A 19,758-nucleotide genomic window follows, 5' to 3' on the forward strand; every position below is an offset into this window, starting at 1 on the left:
GTGAGTAAGGACATGCCGGGCCGGATGTTGCGCCTGCTGTCGCTGCTGCAGGGCAGACGCGAATGGTCGGGGACCGAACTGGCCGAACGGCTCGGCGTGACCGGCCGGACCGTCCGGCGGGACATCGACCGGCTGCGGGCCCTGGACTACCCCGTCGACGGGACGACCGGCACCGCCGGTGGTTACCGGCTCCGGTCGGGCCGCAATATCCCTCCCCTGCTGCTGGATGACGAGGAGGCCATCGCGATCGCCATCGGCCTGGTGACCGCCGCCGGGAGCACTGCGGGCGCGCCGGACAGTTCGATGCGGGCGTTCGCGAAGCTGGAACAAGTGCTGCCTGCCCGGCTGCGGCCCCGGCTCGCCGCGATCACCGGCACCACCACGGCAATCCCGAACCAGGGCCTGCCGCAGGTCGACCCGCCGACGCTGGCGTTGCTGGCCGCGTGCTGCCGTGACCAGGAGGTCTTGTCGTTCGACTACCGCAGCCGCGACGGCTCCCCCAGCATCCGGCGGGTCGAGCCACGCGAACTGGTGACATTCGGCGGGCGCTGGTACCTGCTAGCTTTCGACGTCGATCGGGATGATTGGCGGACCTTCCGGATCGACCGGCTCGAGCGGCCGTTGGCCACGCATCGGCGGTTCAGCCCACGCGAGCTGCCCGCCGAGACCGCGGCCGACTACGTCGCCACGGTGTTCGCACGGGCGTCCTACCGGTACACCGCCGTCATGGCCGTGCGCATGTCAGCCGAGGCCGTGCGCGCCGGAGTGTTCGGCCCATTCCGCTGGGGGGTCACCGACACCGGGCCGGGGGAATGCTCGGTCCGGCTCAGTGCGGACTCCCCGGAGCTGGTGGTCCAGCACATCGCGGCGATCGCCGCGCTCGGCGCCGGGTTCACCCTGGACGCTCCGGCCGAAATCACCGACCGCCTCCGTTCTCTCGGCGCCAACCTGATGTCGTCTTCCGGAACATGAACTGTCGGCTCGTTGTCACCGCACCACTGAGTCGCTGCCGGGTATCCGTATAGCTGTTCGGCATGAAAATTCGTTTGTTCGGTACCACTTTGGCGGCTGCCGCTTTGCTGGCAGCCGCTTCACCAGCGGCAGGCGCGGCGACTTTCCCCAAGGCGCGCAGCCGAACAACAGCACCTGCTGGCCGGCGCCCGACCCTACAGCCTCGATAATGCCACCCTGGACCGAGTCGAGCGCGTCTATCGCGAGGGGATGGACGGGCATGTCGCGTTCGAGAACCAGCTCGCCCGCTGGCAACGCGACCACCCCGACGCCGCGGGCCTGGCCGAGTTCGTCGAGCAGATCGGCCAGCTGTGCCCGTCATATCAGCGCATGCTCGACCTCGCCGCACAGCAGCGGGCGAACACCATCGAGGCGTTGATGGGCAAGTCTGACCTCCATCTCGGCCTGGATGCCCTGCTCGGCGGCCCGCTGTCCGCCGACCGTCCGGACGGTGGCACGCGGCTTGGTCAACTCATCTACGGCCCGCCACGTCGACCTCACCACCGAGCCGCTGCTGACCAGCTACAACGCCCTACCTGCCCCTGGCCGTAGCTTCGGGAGTACTGGGCCGCCTCGGTCAGCCCGGCCAGCGTGGACACCTCGCCGGCGCCGGTCTCGACGGTGCTCGCCATATCGAAGTCATCGACGAACGCGGCTGCCGTCTGCAGCGGCCATCCGTAGATTCTCACAAATGACCAGTTGTGACAGTTCTGAGAACCACCCGATCGGCACCGTGAATCCCCAGGTCACGATTCGCAGAACCCTTCGCAGAACACTAGGGTTGTGAGAACACCTTTCTGAGAAGGATTCGTGAATGGAACTCACGTCCGAGCAGGCCGCGGCCGCCGTCGAGCGGCACCCCTGCCCCAAGTGCGAGGCGGCCACGGGCAGCGTGTGCCGGACGCGGGCAGGCAAGGTCGCGGTGAAATACCACACCGCCCGCTTCGTGCTCGTGCCCGCGTTGCGCGAGGACTTGGCCGTCACCGTCCCAGCCGACCGCCGCCCCGGCTCGCCGTGGACGCCTGGCCCCGCCGTCGACGACGCAGGCGTCGAGCAACCCGGTGATCCGATCCGAATCGGCTACGCCCGCTGCTCCACCGCCCAGCAGGACCTCGACATCCAGATCGCGGCCCTGCGCAAGGCCCGCTGCCGCACCATCTTCTCCGAGAAGATCTCCAGCCGGGTCAAGCAGCGCCCTGAATTCGAGAAAGCCCTCGCGCTGGCCCACCAGATCAAACAGGCCGCGCCACACCAGCCAGTGATCTTCACCGTGCACGAGTACAAACGGCCTGCCCGCAACTCCGCCGAGCTGATGAACCTGGCCGCCGACCTACAGGCCGCCGGGATCCAGCTCGAACTGCTCACCGGACCACTGACCGGGATCTACGACCCTCACGGCGTCGGTTCGATGCTCTTCGCCGTGCTCGCCAACTCCGCCCAGCTCGACCGCAACTACATCCGCGAGAAAACCCTCGAAGGCCAACAGGCCGCCGCGGCCAAAGGCCACCACGGCGGCCGCCCCAAGGTCATCGACGAAGACGACGTCCTCTTCGCCCGCGCCCTGCGCGACAAAGGCACCCCCATGCCCGAGATCGCCAAGAAGCTCACCATCAAGACCGGCAAGAACGCCGGCCGCAACCCCTCGGTCGCCTCGCTCTACCGTGCACTCGCCGAGCAGGCAGCTTCCTGATCAGGATCTACGCGACCCAGTGGCCCCTTTCCTGGGTATTCGGGTGCCACCCCCACATCGGCGTGCTCGATGTGCGGAGAGCCGAGCGGGAAGGCGGTCCGCGCACGGGACACGATCTCGGCAAGAGTGGTGCCGCGGACGAGGAGCGGGCCGTGCGCTTCGAGATGACTGGTCACCCATTCGACAGTGCCGAGACACGGCTGGTCCGCTACGGCTGCGGCAGGTTGCATGAGACACTCGCTTCCTCGACGACCTGTCCTTCGCGAGTCGAAGCGGCGGGCCTGTCGCACTCCAGACATGCACCGCAACGGCCACCCCTGATGCAAGTCCGGGCGGCTTCGTTCGTGTGGACCACCAACGGCCGGTGATCCACCGGGGGAATATGCTCCAGAATCACCTTGCGGAACGATCATGGCGACTGCTATCGAACGCACTCAAATGCCGGATTGAGGACGTGGAGCGGCGCTGGGTGCCACGGCGGCCGGTGGCTCCCCGCGTGTCAATGTGGTCGGATCTGTCGTTTATGGTTACGCCAAGATTTATGAGAATGAACAGCATTTGCCCGCCCGATCACGGACTCGAGTACGGCCCCGTGACGGTACTCGAACCCCTGATCGGATGCAGGTGCCCGCAGAGGCGTGTTAGCCGTTGTGGAGAGCCATGTCGTCCCAGTCGCAGTCTCCGTCGTGCCATCCGCCGATGATCTGCAGGCCCAGCAGCAGTCGTAGGTTGAGTCCGATGCCGTGGTGATGGTGGTCGTGCCAGGTGCCCGGCGAAGACGTGGCAGGCTGTGTGGGTGCGGGAGCGGCGGATGCCGCGCCTGGAGCGGCCAGCAGAAATCCGAACGCCGCGGCCGGCAGCGCGGCGGTCACGAGTACGCGACGGCGAAATGTGCTCACGGTGATTCTCCTTCTCCTCAAGCCAGTACGGGACACGATCGTTCCGGAGGTGCTCGGAGAGTTTCCGGTTCGATCACGGGGAATTCGGAGTGAAAGCCCGCGGCGACAGGTCCCGTGGCGGGAGATCATGCCTGTGGGTGACCCCGGTCCCGGGCATGTCGTGGGGCCGGGGAAGTCGTGTCCAGCCGTCGTCGCGGGTCAGCGGGATGTGCTCAGCACGACGCGGAGCCGGGCGAGTCCGTCGCGGACCCGGGCCCTGTGCGTGCCGGGCGTAATGCCCAGGCGTTCCGCGGCTTGCCGGTTGCTGTAGCCCTGTAGGTAGGTGAGCATGATCGATTCGCGTTGCAGGTCGGACAACACGGCCAGCGCACGGTGGACCTGGGCGCGGTCGAGGTCGGTCAGCAGGGTTTCGGTGACGACGTCGAAGGGCCGGGGCCGGTCCAACAAGCCGGTTCGGGTGGCGCGGTCGAGGTCTGCCGTTCGGTGCGGACCCGGTCGATCGCGCGGCGGTGTGCGATGGTCAAGGCCCAGGTCCGCGCGCTGCCCCGGCCGGGGTGGAAGCCGGCCGCCTTGCGCCAGATTTCCAGCAGGACTTCCTGGGTCACCTCCTCGGCCTGCGTGCGTGAACGCAGGCACCGCAGCGTCGTCGCGAAGATCGGGCCGGTGAGCCGGTGATAGAGGTCGGTGAAGGCACTTTCGTCACCGGCTCCCACCCTGGCGAGCAACCACTCCAGCGAAGTGTGCTGCTTGGCGAGCACGCAATCCGCAGGGCAGGGAGCGAGGCGTGGGCGGTCAGGCTCGATCCTTCCCCAGGCGCCGCGGCGGGGCGCCGCGCTATCAGGAAATCGGTCCCTGCGGGCTTGCGTACTGGTGCCTGCGGGGAGTCGCGTCACTGTCCGCGCCGGGGTGGGAGGGGGAGGAATCCGCTGGTGCGGTGGATGTAGTCGGCGTAGCCGGGGCGGCGTTCGCCGATGTCGCGCTCGAGGAGCGGTTTCCCGGTTCCCTTGGCGAGCAAGGCGGTCATGACGATCGGGGACAGCACGGTGGCGGCGCCGTACCAGGTGGTGCAGGCCAGCAGGTACAGACCCCACCAGACGCAGGCGTCGCCGAAGTAGTTGGGATGGCGGGTGTAACGCCACAGGCCGCTGTCCAGTACGCGGCCGCGGTTGCCGGGGTCGGCGCGGAACCGGCGGAGCTGGTGGTCGCCGACCGCTTCGAAGACGAACCCGAGCGTCCACACGGCGATACCGGCCCAGAACGGCCATCCAGGCGGCCCCGGTGCGTATTGTCCACATTGGATGGGTAGTGAGACGAACCACAACACACCGGCTTGCGTCAGATAAACCCGGGTAAGCATGTACCGGCGCGGGTGGCTTCCCGCACGCCGCAGGATCGCGGCGTAACGTGCATCCTCGGGCCTGGCGCGATTGCGGATGTGGATGTGCGCTGCGAGCCGCAGTCCCCAGAGCACGGTCAGCAGCGTCACGGTGAGCCGGAGCGAGATCGCGCCGTGGCCCGCCGACAGCATAAAGGTGACAATCGCGACGATGGCGAATCCCAGTCCCCACAGGCTGTCGATCAGGTCGTAGCGTCCACGTCGGGCCGCGACGGCGAAGACGAGCAGAAAGAGCGCGATGGTGACGGCCAGTGTGATCGCCAGGTTCGCCGCCGGCGCGGTCATGCCGGTACCGCCGGCGCCCCGGCTTCCCAGCCGTCTCTGGTCGGTGCCATCCCACTGGAACCGTCCACAGTGGTCCGGGTGGCGAGGATCTGGTTGACGCCCATGCGGTTTTCCTCGAACGCGAGCGCGCCGCCCGCGAAGTAGAGCCGCCAGATCCGCACCTGCGCGGCGCCGGCGATCGCGGTGACCCGTTCGACGCGCTCGGCGAGCGTGCGTTCCCAGGCGCGGACCGTGTGCACGTAGTGTTCGCGCAGCGCGTGGACGTCGCGGATCTCGAACCCGGCCCGCTCCAGGTGTCCGAGCGTGGTGCCCACCGGAGACATGGTCATGTCCGGGGCGATGTAGGCCGAGATGAACGCCCCGCCGCCCGGCGCGACGTGCGCGCGGGACATCTGCTGCAGCAGCAGACGCCCACCGGGGCGGAGCATCCGGTGCAGGATCCCGGCGTAGCGCGGGTAGTCCGCGGCGCCGACGTGCTCACCCATCTCGATCGAGGCGACCGCGTCGAACGGGGTGCCGGACAGCTCACGGTAGTCGCACCACTGGACGTCCACCCGGTCGGTGAGACCGCGCTCGGAGGCTCGCTCGCGGACCAGCCGGGCCTGCTCCTGCGAGAGGGTGACGCCGGTGGCGTGGACGCCGTAGTGCTCGGCGGCGTGCAGGATCAGTGATCCCCATCCGCAGCCGACGTCGAGCAGCCGTTGACCGGGCCGCAGATCCAGCTTCCGGCAGATCAGGTCGAGCTTGGCGCGCTGCGCCTCGGCCAGCGGCTGGTCCGGGGTATGGAAGTAGGCGCAGGAGTAGGCCATCGTGGGGTCGAGGATGGCCTCGTAGAAGTCGTTGCCGAGGTCGTAGTGGTACGCGATGACCGAACGGTCTCGCGCCAGGCTGTGCAACCGTCCCCGGGTACGCGCCTCTTCGGCGGGTGGCCGGGGACGGGGCCCCAGCACCCGCAGCCTCGCCGCGATCTTCACCGCGGCGAGCCGGTCAGCGACGGTGAGCCGCGGGCGCCCAGCCCGCCCGTCGCGCACCAGCGCCCAGCAGCACCGCAAACCGTCGGTGGGGTCCCCGTCGACGTCGAGGTCGCCCGCGACGAAGGCGCGGGCCAGACCGAGCTCGCTGGGGTCCCAGAGCAGACGTCGCAACGCCCGCCGGTGCCGCACCACGACACGGGGGCCGTCGAGTGGCCCGGCGGTGCTGCCGTCCCATGCCACCAGTCCCACCGGTAGCGCCGCTCCGAGGTACCGCTCGGCCAGCCCGGCCAGTATCCCGGCGACACCCTCGTCGCCCGGCCGTTGCCACGTCGCCACCCTTGTTCCCCTTCCACACCGGCGTTCCGGTGGTTTCGATGTGCGCTCGCACCAGGTACATCGACGCGGCTCGTCCCGGAGGATTGACCGCCGACCACAATTGTGATGCACATCACATTTAACCAGCCGGGGTTGGCCGCTGTCCCGATCAGGTGGTGTGAGTACTCGACGAACTTTTACCTCGCCCCGCCGGACGGGTGCCCGATGACCCGGGAGCGGGTCGCGGTGGTCGGCGCCGGGGTGGCCGGGCTGACCGCCGCCTACCTGCTGGCCCGCCGGTACGAGGTGCTGCTGCTGGAGGCGGACGACCGGCTCGGCGGGCACGCCCACACGCACGACGTGTGCACCGGCGACGGCCGCACCATCGGGATCGACAGCGGCTTCATCGTCCACAACGGACGGACATACCCAAACTTGTTACGGCTGTTCGGCGAACTCGGCGTGGTCACCCAGGAGACCGAGATGTCGATGAGCGTGCGCTGTGACGGCTGCGGTCTGGAATACGCGGGGGCACGCGGGCTGAACGGCCTGTTCGCGCAGCGGGCCCGGGTGACGAATCCGGCTTTCCTGCGGATGCTGAGCGAGGTCCCCCGCTTTCACCGGCACGCGCACCGAGTCCTCGCCGGGTCCGCAGCCGAGGACGTCACCCTCGGCGATTTCCTCGCCGACGGCGGCTACTCCCGCTACTTCATCGACCATTTCGCGCTGCCGCTGGTGTCGGCCGTGTGGTCGGTCGACCAGCAGGCCGGTATGCGCTACCCGGCCCGATACCTGTTCACTTTCCTGCGCCACCACGGAATGCTGTCGGTGACCGGGTCACCGACGTGGCGCACGGTCGTCGGCGGATCCCGCCGCTACACCGAACGCGTCGTCAAGGAACTGGCCGCCGTGCGCCTGTCGACGCCGGTACGGTCGGTGCGCCGGCACGCGGACGGCGTCCACCTGCACGACGCGAATGGTCACCTCCACGAGGCCGACCGGGTGGTCGTCGCCACGCACGCCGATCAGGCACTGCGGATGCTAGCCGACCCGACCCCCGCCGAGCGGGAAGTGCTGGGCGCGTTCGGCTATTCCCGTAACGAGACCGTCCTGCACACCGACGCCGCCGCGCTGCCCACCGCGCGCGGGGCGCGCGCGTCCTGGAACTACCGCAAACCCGCCTGCGCCGCCGGCCAGGATCGAGTGCAGGTCACCTACTACATGAACCGGCTGATGCGGCTGACCGAACCGGTCGACTACCTGGTCACGCTCAACGCCACCCATCGCGTCGCGGACGGCAGCGCACTCGCCAGGATGGTCTACCACCACCCCGTGTACACGCCGGATTCGCTCGCGGCCCAGCGACGGCTGCCGGAGTTGGCCACCGCGCGCACCGTCTACGCGGGGGCCTACCACGGCTGGGGATTCCACGAGGACGGCTGTGCCTCGGGCGTGCGCGCGGCGGAGGCGTTCGGGGCGTCCTGGACATGAGAGCCGGACGTCTTCGCGACACCCGTCCTGCGACCACAGGACTGCCCCGCGTGTTGATGTTCCGTATCCGCCATGCCTCTGAGGAGGAAGTCCGATGAGGACGAACACCATGCCCGCCCCGCCCCGCAGTGGCGGGCCAAGGGGCGAACTCGCCGTGGTCCCGCACTCTCCGCTGCGGGCGTTCGCCGCGGAGAAGCTGTTCCGGTTCGCGGTCCGGCGGCTGCCGGTGCGGATCTGCCTGCCTGGCGGGGAACGGCTCGGCGCGGGCGGACCGGACGCCCCGGTCATGCGGATCGAACGGCCGGCCACGTTCTTCCACCGGCTGGGTGCCGACGCCAAGATCGGCTTCGGCGAGTCCTACATGGCCGGGGACTGGTCCTCGCCCGACTTGGCCGAGTTGCTCACCCCGTTCGCCGAGCGGATGGCGTTGTTGGTGCCCCCGCCCCTGCAGGCCCTGCGTCGCTGGGTGGACGCGCGGCAGCCGCGTACCGAACGCAACACAGTGGACGGTGCGCGGCACAACATCCACCGGCACTATGACCTGTCGAATGAGCTGTTCGCCCAGTTCCTCGACGAGACCATGACCTATTCCTCCGCGTGGTTCGAGGCCCCTACCGCCGGAGAGGACAGCGGTGCCGTACTGGCCGGGGCGCAACGCCGCAAGATCGACGCGATCCTCGACCTCGCCGACGTCCACAAAGGAACCCGGGTACTGGAGATCGGTACCGGCTGGGGAGAACTGGCGGTGCGCGCCGCCCGGCGCGGCGCGCTGGTCACCAGTATCACGATCTCCGGCGAACAGCGTGATCTGGCGCTGCGGAGGGTCGCCGAGGCCGGGCTGTCCGACCGGGTACAGGTGCTGTTGCGCGACTACCGGCAGGCCGAAGGCGACTTCGACGCCGTGGTGAGTGTGGAGATGATCGAGGCTGTCGGCGCCGAGTACTGGCGGACCTACTTCGGTGCCGTCGACCGGCTTCTGGTGCCCGGCGGCCGGTTCGCGTTGCAGGCGATCACCATGCCCCACGACCGGATGCTGGCCACTCGCGATTCCTACACCTGGATCCACAAGTACGTCTTTCCCGGCGGACAGCTCCTGTCCGTCCCCGCCATCGAACAGACCATCGCCGCGCACACCGCGCTGCGGATCGAGCAGCGGCGGGAACTAGGCACGCACTACGCGCGGACGTTGAGCCTGTGGCGGGAACGGTTCCTCAGCAGGTGGCCGGGGATCACCCCGCTCGGTTTCGACGAGACGTTCCGCCGGATGTGGGAGTTCTACCTGGCCTACTCCGAAGCCGGATTCCGCGGCAACTATCTCAACGTCTGGCAGTTCGGTATGACGAAGACCCGGTGATCTGCTCGCACGGGTCTGCCCCGCTTCGATCGGATTGGCGAAAGCAGGGAGCCGGGTGGGTGTGGCGGAGTTCGGCGTGGATCGCGGTCATAATGCGATCGGTCAAACCCGCCGAGGGCGAGTCTTCGTCGGTGGCCAGCAGGAGAGCGAGCTGATCCGGGTCCGGTGGCCCGGCTGTCTCCGTGTGGCTGCCACCGGGTGCGGTGAACGGGTTCGGATTGTGGTTCAGCGCCATGGTGTCATCGCCTCCGCGAGGTGGGCGCGTGCCCGGGCAATACGTCCGCGTACCGCGGTCGCGCTGGTTTCGACTGCGGCCGCGATGTCCGCATAGGACAGTCCGTGCACTTCACGCAACAGCCAGCAGGCCCGCTGGTCGGCGGTCAGCTGATCGAGCGCGGCCAGCAGCGCCGCGAGCTGGGCGCTGGTCTGCGCGGCGTGGTCCGGCCGCTGGGCGGCGTGTGGTGAAGGAAGCTGGTCGAAGTCCTCACGGCGGACGGGGCGTCGTGCGCGCAGTGTGTTGAGGCACCGGTTCGTGGTAGCGCGGCAGAGCCAGCCGAGGAACGCGGCTCCGTCGTGCAGCTGGTCCAGGTGCCGCCACGCGTTGAGGAACACCTCCTGGACGGTGTCCTCCGCGTCGCCGCGGTCGCGCAACATACGCGTCGCCAGGCCGAAAATCGGGACCTGGTAACGCGAGACCAGCTGTTCGTAGGCGCGGGTGTCCCCGTCACGAGCCCGCGCGACCAACGTGGCGTCGTCATAGTTCTCGTCGCGCCGAACCGTAGGCGAAGGGGTCTGCACCCTATTCGGGACAGTCATCGTCCGTGCCTTTCCCGGCAGCCCATGCGCATCCTTCCACGTCCGGGATGTCCGTCTGTCCGGTGAAGACACTGGACCACGGAAGTCCTCACGCCGCAGCTGTGAAGTTCTTCGGGTTGGAAATCGGTGTGTCGTCATGACCAATCCGGACAGCACCCTGGTCGCGAAGTACTGATGGAGGCATTGGTCCGCCGGGGGCCGACGCGGGTGGTGAGGACACGTATGGGCAAGCGCGTGAGCTTCTCCGCGCACGAAGATCGTGCGCGCGGGACAGAACCTGATCTCGCGGACCTGCTGCGCCAGGTCGCCGCCGGCGACGAGGCCGCGTTCGCCCGCGTCTACGACCGGGTGGCCGGCGCGGTGCTGGGACTGGCCGTACGGATGCTGCGGGATCGGGCCCAAGCCGAAGAGGTGGCCCAGGAGGTACTGGTGGAGGTGTGGCGGCACGCCACGCGCTATTCACCCGAGCGGGGAAACGCGCTGGCGTGGGTGATGACAATCGCGCACCGGCGTGCGATCGATCGGCTCCGCTCGTGGCACGCGGCCGGCGACCGCGAGGAGCGGGCCGGGCGGCTGGAACCACGACGCCCGTTCGACGAGGTCGCCGAGTCGACGTTGACGAGCCTGGAACGCGAGCGGGTGCGCGGCTGTCTCGCCGCGCTGACCGAACTGCAGCGCGAGTCGATCGTGCTGGCCTACTACAACGGCTACACCTACGACGAGGTCGCCCATGTACTGCGCACGCCGACGGGAACAGTGAAAACCCGCATCCGGGACGGCCTGATCCGGCTGCGTGACTGCATGGGGGTGGCCCAGTGAACGCCGACGTCCACATCCTGACCGGCGCCTACGCGCTCGACGCCGTCCCCGAGCCGGAGAAGTCCGCGTTCGAGCAGCATCTGTCCAGCTGCGCGACCTGCCGGCAGGAAACCGAAGAGTTCCAGGAAACCGCCGCGCGTCTGGGCGCGGCCGCCACGACGTCGCCACCACCCGAACTGCGCGAGACGGTGCTGGCCCGGATCACGCAGACCCGCCAGCTACCACCGACGATACGGAGGCGACGGACCGAGCCGACCGTGGCGCGGCCGTGGCCGTTGCGAATCGCGCTGCTCGGCGCGGCCGCCGCGGCGGCCGCGGTCACCGTGCTGGGCGTGGTCACCGCCGACACCGGACAGCGGCTGGACACCGCGCAGCGGCAACAGACGGCGATCAGCTCGGTGCTCACCGCCTCGGACGCGGTCACGATCAGGAACACCACACCCGGCAGCGTCGCCGACGGAACCACCGTGGTGCGCTCGCGCGGCCAGGGCAAACTCGTCATGTTCGCCACCGGCTTTCCCGCCATCGACCCGGCGCATGCCTACCAGGTCTGGCTGATCGGGCCCGACGGGCCGCATTCGGCCGGGCTGCTGCCCCCGAGCACCACCCAGCGGCCGGAGCCGATGCTCGCCGCGATCCCTCCCGGCGCCGACCGCGTCGGTATCACGGTCGAACCGGCGGGCGGCTCGACCCACCCGACATCGCCAGCCGTGGCGATGCTCGCGCTCTCCTGACCCGCCGTTCCCGCACGGCTCTCCCTCGAAACGGACGTCATCATGGACCATCCACCGCAACGGCTCCCGTGGTGGGAGGCCGCGCTGCTGGGAGTGCTCGCCCTGGCGGTGGCGCTGGCCGCCGGTCATCTCGTGGCCGGGTTCATCGCCAGCAACGCCTCGCCGTATCTGGCGGTGGGCAACGCCGCCATCGACCTGACACCGGTGGAGCTGAAGGACTTCGCCGTTCGCACGTTTGGCACCTACGACAAACTGGTGCTGCTCTCCGGCATGGCGCTCGTGCTCGTGGCGGTGTCCGCGGCGGCGGGGATCGCCTCCCGCCGCCGCCCGCTCCCGGGCATCGTGGTGATCACCATGTTCGGGCTCGCCGGGCTGGTTGCGGTGTACGAGCGCCCCGACCTGCCCCCGGTCGCGCTGCTCGCGCCGACGGCCAGCCTGGTGGCCGGGGTGGGAACCTTCGCGGGGCTGCACCGTCTCGCACGTACCCACGCCGCGGCGAGCACGAACCACGACAGCGACCGAGCAGCGGTCTCCCGCAGGACCGTCCTGCTCGCCGGGGCAGGTGTGGCCGTCGGCGCCGGAGCCGCCGGAGCCGGCGGGCAACTGCTGGCCGGAACCCGGGACGCCGCGTCCTCGCGCGCAGCCATCGGGCGGCTCATACCCGCCCGCATGGCCCCGGCGATCCCCGCGGACGCGGACTTCGCGAAACTCGGCACACCTACCTTCCTGACCGCCAACCGGGACTTCTACCGGGTGGACACCGCGTTATCGGTTCCGCAGGTGCGTACCGAGGACTGGAGCCTGCGGCTGCACGGCATGGTCGGCAACGAGATGCGTTACCGCTACACCGACATTCGGAACCGGCTGCTGGTCGAACGCACGGTGACCATGACGTGCGTGTCCAACGAGGTCGGCGGAACCTACGTGTCCACCACGAACTTCATCGGCGTCGACCTCGCCGACCTGCTGCGGGAATCCGGGATCCAGCCGGGCGCGGAGCAGCTGTTCTCCACCAGTGTCGACGGGTGGACTTCCGGAAGTCCCCTCACCGCGGCGCTCGACCCGTCTCGCGGGGCGATGCTGGCGATCGGCATGAACGGCGAACCACTCCCGATCGAACACGGTTTCCCCGCACGCCTGGTCATCCCCGGACTCTATGGCTACGTGTCGGCGACGAAATGGGTCGTCGACCTGGAAGTCACCACCTGGAAAGCACGCCAGGCCTACTGGCTCAAACGCGGCTGGGCACAGCAAGCACCGATCAAAACCGAATCCCGCATCGACGCCCCGAAAGGGTTCGACACCGTTCCCGCCGGAACCGTGCGGATCGCCGGTATCGCTTGGGCCCAGCACACCGGCATCGACCGAGTCGAAGTCCGGCTCGACAACAAGACCTGGCAGACCGCGACGCTCTCGACCGAAGTCGGCCCGAACACCTGGCGCATGTGGTGGACCGAATTCACCGTCACACCCGGCACCCACCAGGTGACCTGCCGCGCGGTCGACAAATCCGGATACACCCAGACCGACCAACGCGCGGGAACCGTTCCCGACGGTGCCACCGGCTGGCACTCCATCACCTTCACCACCAGGTGAACCCACAACATCCGAACGGGGGCAATCCAGCCCCGCCGTGGCAACGATGACCAGATAGAAGCGCGATTCGACAAACGAGTCGCGGTCCACAATGGAGGAAACCATGAACAAGGCTCGAATCGCCGCAACCGCCACGGCGGCGGTCGCGGTACTGTCCATCGCGGCCTGCGGCAACGACGGCAACTCCTCGGGCAGCAGCACCACCAGCGCCCCGCCTTCCGCGCCCTCCAGTCCGATGTCCTCGCCGATGCCCAGCGGTGGGTCCGGCGACGGCATGACGACCAATGCCGACGTGTTCGGCCCCGCGTGTTCGAAGCTGCCGCAGGGCAACGCGCCCGGCAGCCTGGACTCGATGGGACCGCAGCCGGTTGCCAGCGCCGCCTCGACCAACCCCCTGCTGACCAAGCTGGTCGCCGCGGTCAAGGCCACCAACCTGGTCGATACCCTCAACAGCCAGCAGGCCATCACCGTCTTCGCTCCCGCCGACCCCGCATTCGACGCGCTCGGCGACGCGAAGTTCAAGGAACTGGCCGCCCATCCCGACCAGCTCGCCCCGATCCTCCAGTACCACGTCACCGGAAAGCGATACGACGCCAAGGGTCTCGCCACCGCCGGTACCGTCACCAGCCTGAACACCGCGGGCGGTCCGGTCAAGATCGAAGGCTCCGGTGAGAACATGACGGTCAACGGCGCGAAGATCCTCTGCGGGAACATCCCCACCAAGAACGCCACCGTCTTCGTCATCGACAAGGTCCTCACCCCTGGCACCAACAAGTAGCCCTCCCACGGCCGGCACGGCCCAGCCGTGTGAATCGCGTGACCGGGCCGGAGACCCCTCGGCTCCGGCCCGGTGCGCATCAGCCGTACCAGACACCAACCACGGGGAGACGAGCCATGCGAGGTCCCGACTCATGGTCTACTGTGGACAATGCGACGACCGGGCGGTGCGACACGCACGTCGCTCCCGCGCTGTACACCGCCGAAATCCGGCATCTTCGGCGCACCGCACCCGCCCGGGACTTCACCCACCGGATCCACCTGTGGCTGGTCGATCCGGACAACCTGCCACGACTGCCGTGGTGGCTGGCGCCCTTTGCCCGGTTCCGGGCCGCCGACCACCTCGGCTCACCAGACCGTTCCATCCGGGAAAACCTGGACCACTGGCTCGCCGGGCACGGCATCGACCTCGACGGCGGCCAGGTACTGATGCTCACGCACGCCCGCGTCGCCGGCTACGTGTTCAACCCGATCACGCTCTACTGGTGCCACCGCCCCGACGGCATGCTCGCCTGCGTCGTCGCCGAAGTCCACAACACCTACCACCAACGACATTGCTACCTGCTGATCCCCGACGCCGACGGGCACGCGAGAACGCCCAAGCAGTTCTATGTTTCCCCGTTCCTCGACCCCGACGGCGACTACATGATGCGGGTACCCCGCCCCGGCGCCCGCCTCGCGATCACCATCACCCTGAACCAGGGCGGCGACACCACCCTGGTCGCGGGCCTACGCGGCACCCGCCGCGCAGCCACCCCCACCGAAGTGGTGAAACTCCTCCTGGCACAGCCGTTCCTGCCGCAGCGCGTATCGGCGCTGATCCGGCGGCACGGCATCGCCCTGTGGGTACGCCGGACACCGATCAGGCCCCGCCCGCATGCGCGCCGCGCCCCGAACGGAAAATGACTACGCTTCGCCACACCGACTGACGTGGCGCCCACGGCCGACCGCAAGGAGAACCCACCGATGAAACCCGGCGACGTGGTTGCCGATTTCGGCCTGCCCGACCAGGACGGCACCATCGTGACCCTGTCCGGACTGCTCAGCAGCGGCACGGTCGTCCTGTTCTTCTACCCCGCCGCGATGACCGGAGGCTGTACCGCCGAGAGCTGCCACTTCCGCGACCTCGGCGGTGAATTCGCCCAGCTGGGCGCACAACCGGTCGGCATCAGCGCCGACCCGGTCTCCAGCCAGCGCGAGTTCGCCCAGATCAACGGATTCGACTTCCCATTGCTGTCCGATGTGGATGGTAAGGTGGCTTCCCGGTTCGGGGTCCGGCGCCGATTCGGCCCGCTGCCGGTCAAACGGCGCACCTTCGTGATCGGTACCGACAGCCGGATCATCGACGTCATCCGCAGTGAATTCCGGATGCACCACCACGCCGACCACGCCCTCGCCACACTACGAGAAACCACCAAACGCTGATACCTGAACACCAACCAAAGTCACCGTTCGTCACCACCATGCTCGATGCCGGTGTCGACCTCCGCGACGTCCAGATCGCCGCCCGGCACGCAGACCACAAACCAACAATCGCCCGGCGATCGCTGCATTTGGGTTGTGCAGGGTGGGTTTCCTGATCCGGCAGGCGCGGTCCGGTCTCGCTACTCGAGGTGTCGGCGGATCTGTCCGTTGTGGACGGTTCACGGGCCTGGCTCATGGTCCTTCTCTTCTGTGGTGGATGGCGGTTCGTCCGCTACCAGGTGACCGGGAGCTGGTAGAGGCCATAGATGTTCGCGTCGTCTTTGAAGGGCAGCTCGTCGACATCCACCGCCAGTTCCAGGGTGGGGACGCGACGGAACAGCGTGTCGAACACGATCTGCAGCTCCATCCGGGCCAGGTTCTGGCCCGGACACTGGTGCGGACCGAACCCGAACGCGACGTTGTGGCGCGCGCCGCGTTCGATGTCGAACTCGTCCGGGTTCTCGAACGCTCGCGGGTCCCGGTTAGCCGAATAGCCGAGTGCCAGCACTCCGCTCCGCCAGCGTCGGATCGAACCGTGACGCGCAATCGCTCACCCTCGACCCGCACCTCGGTGATCACGACGTTCGCTAAGTCCAGCAACAACTTCCCGGCCCGCAGGTCCAGCTCCGAACACACAAACCAACACGATGTCGATCATGCCGCTAAGCGGACGTCCCCCCAGCCCACAGACACGCACCGTCACCACACCACAAAACCCGAACCAGAGCCAAACCTCGCGGACATAGTCATAAGAGCGTTAGGCACTCAGCGGTTTGCGTGGATCGTCCGCCGGATCCAGCCGGAGAAGGCGGACACGTTGCTGTACAGGCCCGGCCCGCCCGCGCAGGTCGGGCGCGAGCTGCCGGGGCCGGAGGTGGTCCCGATCAGCTCCCATCGCCCATCGAATCCGCGGCGGATCTGCGGGCCGCCGGAATCCCCGATGCACGCCATGGCGTCCGGCTTCGGGCTGACCGTGCACAGCCGGCTCCGGCTCGCGTAGCCGGGGGCGCACTCGGCGTCGGCGCCCCGGCGCGTGTCGAGTTCCTGGAGCCGTTCCGCGAACACCGCCTTGGAGGTGTCGTTGGTGTCGAGGACGGTGCCGAAGCCGAGGAGCCGGGTCGGGGTACCGGGCACGCCGGGCCGCGCCATGCGGACGGGTCGCTCGGCGACCGGACGGTCGAGCTTGATCAGCGCGATGTCGTTCTGGTTGTACGGTTTCTCGTCGGTCAGCAGGTAGCCGGGGTTCGTCACGGTCTTCGCGATGTGACGGACCGTTCCGCCGGAGGATCGGAACTCACTGCCGATGCGGACGGTGCCGTCCGGCGTCACCAGTCTCGGGTCCACGCAGTGGCCCGCCGTCACCACCCACTGGGGGTCGATCAGGGATGCCCCGCAGACGCCGTGCTGGCCGGTCCCGTTCACCGTCTCCGGGATCGAGGCCATGAACGAGTAGTGCTGTGTGGAGTCCTTGCCCCGCACGATGGCTTCGGCGCTGCCTGACGTCAGCAGGGTGGCGCACGCCGCGCCGGCGACCGCCACCGCGACGACTCCCGCCGCACGTCGGCGCGTGGACTTCAATGTGAACACGAACGGTGTCCCTTTCTTCGGCTTTCCGGACACGCCCAGTCTCCGCGATCAAGATCGGCTGGGACATCCGGTCAGCACGCCTCTCGCAGGTAGAGCCAGCCCCCGCTCCGAAGTGGACACCGCGCGACGGCGACGAGGGTGATGCGGCCCGCGTGCTGGCGTGTGGCGTGGGCAGGCCCCGGGGTCGCATCCGGCTATCCGCGGCGGTCCCGAATGGGGCAAACGGTGCCGGAGTTTTACGTTGCCTACTGTAAGTAGCATAAACTTCACTATGTGAAGCCCCTACGATTGCGTGAACCCCCCACGCCGGGTGGTGGCCCGCAGGGTTGGGGTGGGGCAAGGTGGCGTCATGCCCCGCTCTCCTGGTGTTGTCCCCTCTGGTTCTTCGGCCGTGGCTGCTGTGTTGTCCGCTCGTGTTGACGTGCGGGGCAAGGGGCAACTGCCCCACGGCGCGCGAGCGTTTCTGGGGATTGAGAGCTGTCGGGCGCGGCTGGTGGTGCGGGTGGACCCGGCTGAGCCGGGCAGGGTGGTGCTGGAGCTCCCGGTCCAGGCCGTGCGCGCGTTGCGCGGCCGGCATGCCGGGCTGGCCGCGCGGTACTTCGGCGGGGCGGTGCCGCATGTGCCCGCGGAGGTCGTGTTGCCCGCCGAGTTCGACGAGCGGCCTGTTCTCGACGCGGGGGTGCTCGCGGTCTTGCTGGATGGCGAGGTGACAAGCGACCGGGTCGCGGAGCAGATCACCGATCTGATCGTCGGTGACGGCGCGCGGATCGCGGAGTGGTCGCTGCAGGAGTTGCGTGCCGCGCTGGTCGAGCTGCACCGCGGCGATCGTGACGCGCTGGAGGCGATGGATGATCCGAAGATCGCCGCGGTGGTCGAGCAGGTGATCGCCGAGCTGGAGGCGATCGGGATCGAGCGGGTCCTGCCCGATCAGAGACAGGCGGTGATGCAGCAGAAGATCGCCCTGTCCTCGGCGGCGCGGCTTCGGGCCGGCGAGGTGCATACGCTCGCGCTCGCGGCGGCGACCGGACAGCCGGCTGTCGTTCCGGTGCCCGTGGAGCAGCAACTGCTTGCCCGCCTGGACGTGACCTTGGTATCGCTCGGCGTGGCGATGTCCGAACGAGCCGACGAGATCGGTGAACCCGCCGATGCTCTCCCCGAGTCCGAGCCCGTTGAGGGGCGGGTCGGCGATAGCCCGGTGGCCGCGCTGGATGCTTCTGGGAGTGATGGGCTGGCGCCGTTGATGCGGGGTTTGTTCACGGCTATGAATGCCTACTGGCATACCGACTTCGTGCCGTGGACGTCCATTCAGCACGCCGCGGCCCAGCACGAGGCCAGGTACACGACCCGCAAGGCCGTCGACAGGGGGCTCGCCGAGGCACTCGGAGAGCACATGCCCGAGCAGCGGAAGCATCGATCGGGTTCCTGGGGTTACGGGGCGCTCGAGTTGTGGGCGGCGGTGAACACCGCCTCGGTGAAGGCGGGCAGGGCCCCGGTGTTCAACGCCAACTCGGCGCACTTCGGGCAGTTCCTCGATCTCCTTGCCGCCGCGCTGGCCACGCTGGACCGGCTCGGCGAGCCGGTGGAGAACTACACCCAGCGGGAGTTCGTGGCGACGCTACGCGAGGACGGAGTCTCGGCGCCTGGCAAGCTGGTGCCGCGGCTGTGGTGGGTCCTGCGTCATCGCGCTGACGAGGCCCGGGAATGGGTGGCCGCTCTCGAAGCGCACGAGGCAGCATCACGAACACGGTAGTCCGATCACACCCGCGCGTTCGCCGGGTGCCTCGGGCGGGCTTCACCCCGTACGGGCCGGGCCGCTCGCCGCGGTGCGCCTGTCGGACTACCCGACCCAGGGGCGCAGGTTCGTGGTGATCGGGGTTCCGAGGTCGAGGACGGCGGTTGCGACACCGCCTGCTCCGGTGGCAGATCACGCACCAGCGTGAAACACCAGCCCTCCCCGAACTCCTCCACGAGATCCACCGGCTCGTGCCCGACCATGACCGTTCCCCCTTCCTGCACTGGACAGAGCCACAGCGGCGTGGTCCAGAACGCAGGACCGGCGGGGTCGCGTGCGGACATGGCGGTGGGCCGCGCGCCACGAGTGCGCCAGCTGGGCGCACGCACGAGGAGCGCTCCTGGCCGTGCCTTGACCTCGCCGAGCCTAGGTCGACCCCTGCGGGCGTTTGGAGGCGTGTTCGCCGGGGTTCCAGCAGGCCCCGTCATGGCGAAGGGAGATGGGCTGGCCAGCCGAACATCAACTTGAGTCGGGAACAAATCTCACGATCTTGGCGTATACGACCTGCGTACGACATCTCCCGTGAGATTACGACATCAGCCGCGAGACCCTACAAGTAAATGTAGGGTCTTTCCGGCTACGACATGTTGATCTTGTATGACCGGGGCTTTCGCTGCCGTCTCATGTCCGAGTCACCCATGATTAGTCTCAAATCCATGGCACTTCCTCGTCCGGCACCGGCCATGTCAACGGTCGTTCAGCCCATCGGGGATACCACCAGCGCCGCGCACTCGGCCGAGCGTCACGGCTTGAGCGCC

General features: G+C 68.5%; 19 protein-coding genes and 1 pseudogene. 12 read left to right on the forward strand and 8 right to left on the reverse strand.

Annotated features, from left to right (window positions below; all coding sequences use genetic code 11):
- The 3 genes from ABD987_RS43840 to ABD987_RS43850 all read left to right on the forward strand — a co-directional run bounded on the left by ABD987_RS43840 (position 1) and on the right by ABD987_RS43850 (position 2,701).
- Positions 1-972, forward strand: a complete 972-nt coding sequence (locus ABD987_RS43840) for a helix-turn-helix transcriptional regulator (protein WP_345408841.1) — start codon at positions 1-3, stop codon at positions 970-972.
- Between the two features lie 249 nt (positions 973-1,221).
- Positions 1,222-1,563, forward strand: a complete 342-nt coding sequence (locus ABD987_RS43845) for a hypothetical protein (RefSeq protein ID WP_345408843.1) — start codon at positions 1,222-1,224, stop codon at positions 1,561-1,563.
- 262 nt (positions 1,564-1,825) lie between these two features.
- Positions 1,826-2,701, forward strand: a complete 876-nt coding sequence (locus ABD987_RS43850; protein WP_345408844.1) for a recombinase family protein — start codon at positions 1,826-1,828, stop codon at positions 2,699-2,701.
- A gap of 641 nt (positions 2,702-3,342) precedes the next feature.
- On the opposite strand, the gene ABD987_RS43855 is transcribed toward ABD987_RS43850, so the two are convergent.
- The 5 genes from ABD987_RS43855 to ABD987_RS43875 all read right to left on the reverse strand — a co-directional run bounded on the left by ABD987_RS43855 (position 3,343) and on the right by ABD987_RS43875 (position 6,591).
- The gene (locus ABD987_RS43855) at positions 3,343-3,600 is read right to left on the reverse strand and encodes a hypothetical protein (protein WP_345408846.1); all 258 of its coding nucleotides are present in this window, start codon (positions 3,598-3,600) and stop codon (positions 3,343-3,345) included.
- 198 nt (positions 3,601-3,798) lie between these two features.
- Positions 3,799-4,047 carry a sigma factor-like helix-turn-helix DNA-binding protein gene (locus tag ABD987_RS43860; protein ID WP_345408848.1) on the reverse strand — a complete coding sequence of 83 codons (249 nt, stop codon included), beginning with the start codon at positions 4,045-4,047 and terminating at the stop codon, positions 3,799-3,801.
- Positions 3,999-4,358: a sigma factor gene (locus ABD987_RS43865; protein ID WP_345408850.1), complete on the reverse strand. Its 360-nt coding sequence runs from the start codon at positions 4,356-4,358 to the stop codon at positions 3,999-4,001. Before ABD987_RS43865 ends, ABD987_RS43860 begins: the two co-directional genes overlap by 49 nt.
- A 131-nt stretch (positions 4,359-4,489) precedes the next feature.
- Positions 4,490-5,281: a DUF1295 domain-containing protein gene (locus tag ABD987_RS43870; RefSeq protein WP_345408852.1), complete on the reverse strand. Its 792-nt coding sequence runs from the start codon at positions 5,279-5,281 to the stop codon at positions 4,490-4,492.
- Complete coding sequence (locus ABD987_RS43875) at positions 5,278-6,591, reverse strand: class I SAM-dependent methyltransferase (protein WP_345408854.1); 1,314 nt, start codon at positions 6,589-6,591, stop codon at positions 5,278-5,280. The genes ABD987_RS43870 and ABD987_RS43875 overlap by 4 nt, the downstream gene beginning before the upstream one ends.
- A gap of 204 nt (positions 6,592-6,795) precedes the next feature.
- Between ABD987_RS43875 and ABD987_RS43880 the strand changes: the two genes are divergently transcribed.
- Positions 6,796-8,061, forward strand: coding sequence for an NAD(P)/FAD-dependent oxidoreductase (locus tag ABD987_RS43880; RefSeq protein WP_345408856.1), 1,266 nt, complete (start codon positions 6,796-6,798; stop codon positions 8,059-8,061).
- Positions 8,062-8,155: 94 nt separating this feature from the next.
- Positions 8,156-9,415 (forward strand): class I SAM-dependent methyltransferase, encoded by a 1,260-nt coding sequence (locus ABD987_RS43885; protein ID WP_345408858.1) that lies wholly within the window; start codon positions 8,156-8,158, stop codon positions 9,413-9,415.
- Positions 9,416-9,640: 225 nt separating this feature from the next.
- Here ABD987_RS43885 and ABD987_RS43890 read toward each other — a convergent pair whose 3' ends face one another.
- A complete protein-coding gene (locus tag ABD987_RS43890; RefSeq protein WP_345408860.1) occupies positions 9,641-10,231 on the reverse strand; it encodes an RNA polymerase sigma factor in 591 nt (196 codons plus the stop codon).
- Between the two features lie 222 nt (positions 10,232-10,453).
- Between ABD987_RS43890 and sigK the strand changes: the two genes are divergently transcribed.
- The 6 genes from sigK (at position 10,454) to ABD987_RS43920 (ending at position 15,582) form a co-directional block, all read left to right on the forward strand.
- Positions 10,454-11,050 carry an ECF RNA polymerase sigma factor SigK gene (sigK, locus tag ABD987_RS43895; protein WP_345408862.1) on the forward strand — a complete coding sequence of 199 codons (597 nt, stop codon included), beginning with the start codon at positions 10,454-10,456 and terminating at the stop codon, positions 11,048-11,050.
- Positions 11,047-11,784: an anti-sigma factor gene (locus tag ABD987_RS43900; protein WP_345408864.1), complete on the forward strand. Its 738-nt coding sequence runs from the start codon at positions 11,047-11,049 to the stop codon at positions 11,782-11,784. Before sigK ends, ABD987_RS43900 begins: the two co-directional genes overlap by 4 nt.
- A gap of 42 nt (positions 11,785-11,826) precedes the next feature.
- Positions 11,827-13,380: a molybdopterin-dependent oxidoreductase gene (locus ABD987_RS43905; protein ID WP_345408866.1), complete on the forward strand. Its 1,554-nt coding sequence runs from the start codon at positions 11,827-11,829 to the stop codon at positions 13,378-13,380.
- Between the two features lie 103 nt (positions 13,381-13,483).
- Positions 13,484-14,158, forward strand: coding sequence for a fasciclin domain-containing protein (locus ABD987_RS43910; protein WP_345408868.1), 675 nt, complete (start codon positions 13,484-13,486; stop codon positions 14,156-14,158).
- Positions 14,159-14,274: 116 nt separating this feature from the next.
- Positions 14,275-15,063, forward strand: a complete 789-nt coding sequence (locus ABD987_RS43915; RefSeq protein ID WP_345408870.1) for a DUF1365 domain-containing protein — start codon at positions 14,275-14,277, stop codon at positions 15,061-15,063.
- A 60-nt stretch (positions 15,064-15,123) separates the two neighbouring features.
- A complete protein-coding gene (locus ABD987_RS43920) occupies positions 15,124-15,582 on the forward strand; it encodes a peroxiredoxin (protein WP_345408872.1) in 459 nt (152 codons plus the stop codon).
- Positions 15,583-15,853: 271 nt separating this feature from the next.
- Here ABD987_RS43920 and ABD987_RS43925 read toward each other — a convergent pair.
- Positions 15,854-16,138 (reverse strand): annotated as a pseudogene (locus tag ABD987_RS43925) (cytochrome P450); the annotation flags it as partial.
- A gap of 248 nt (positions 16,139-16,386) precedes the next feature.
- Positions 16,387-17,208 carry a S1 family peptidase gene (locus ABD987_RS43930; RefSeq protein WP_345408874.1) on the reverse strand — a complete coding sequence of 274 codons (822 nt, stop codon included), beginning with the start codon at positions 17,206-17,208 and terminating at the stop codon, positions 16,387-16,389.
- Between the two features lie 391 nt (positions 17,209-17,599).
- On the opposite strand from ABD987_RS43930, the gene ABD987_RS43935 reads away from it, so the two are divergent.
- The gene (locus ABD987_RS43935; protein ID WP_345408876.1) at positions 17,600-18,958 is read left to right on the forward strand and encodes a hypothetical protein; all 1,359 of its coding nucleotides are present in this window, start codon (positions 17,600-17,602) and stop codon (positions 18,956-18,958) included.
- Positions 18,959-19,758 lie beyond the last annotated feature (800 nt).

The sequence above is a fragment of the Amycolatopsis samaneae genome, assembly GCF_039541975.1.
In the GTDB taxonomy this organism is placed as follows: Bacteria; Actinomycetota; Actinomycetes; order Mycobacteriales; family Pseudonocardiaceae; genus Amycolatopsis; species Amycolatopsis samaneae.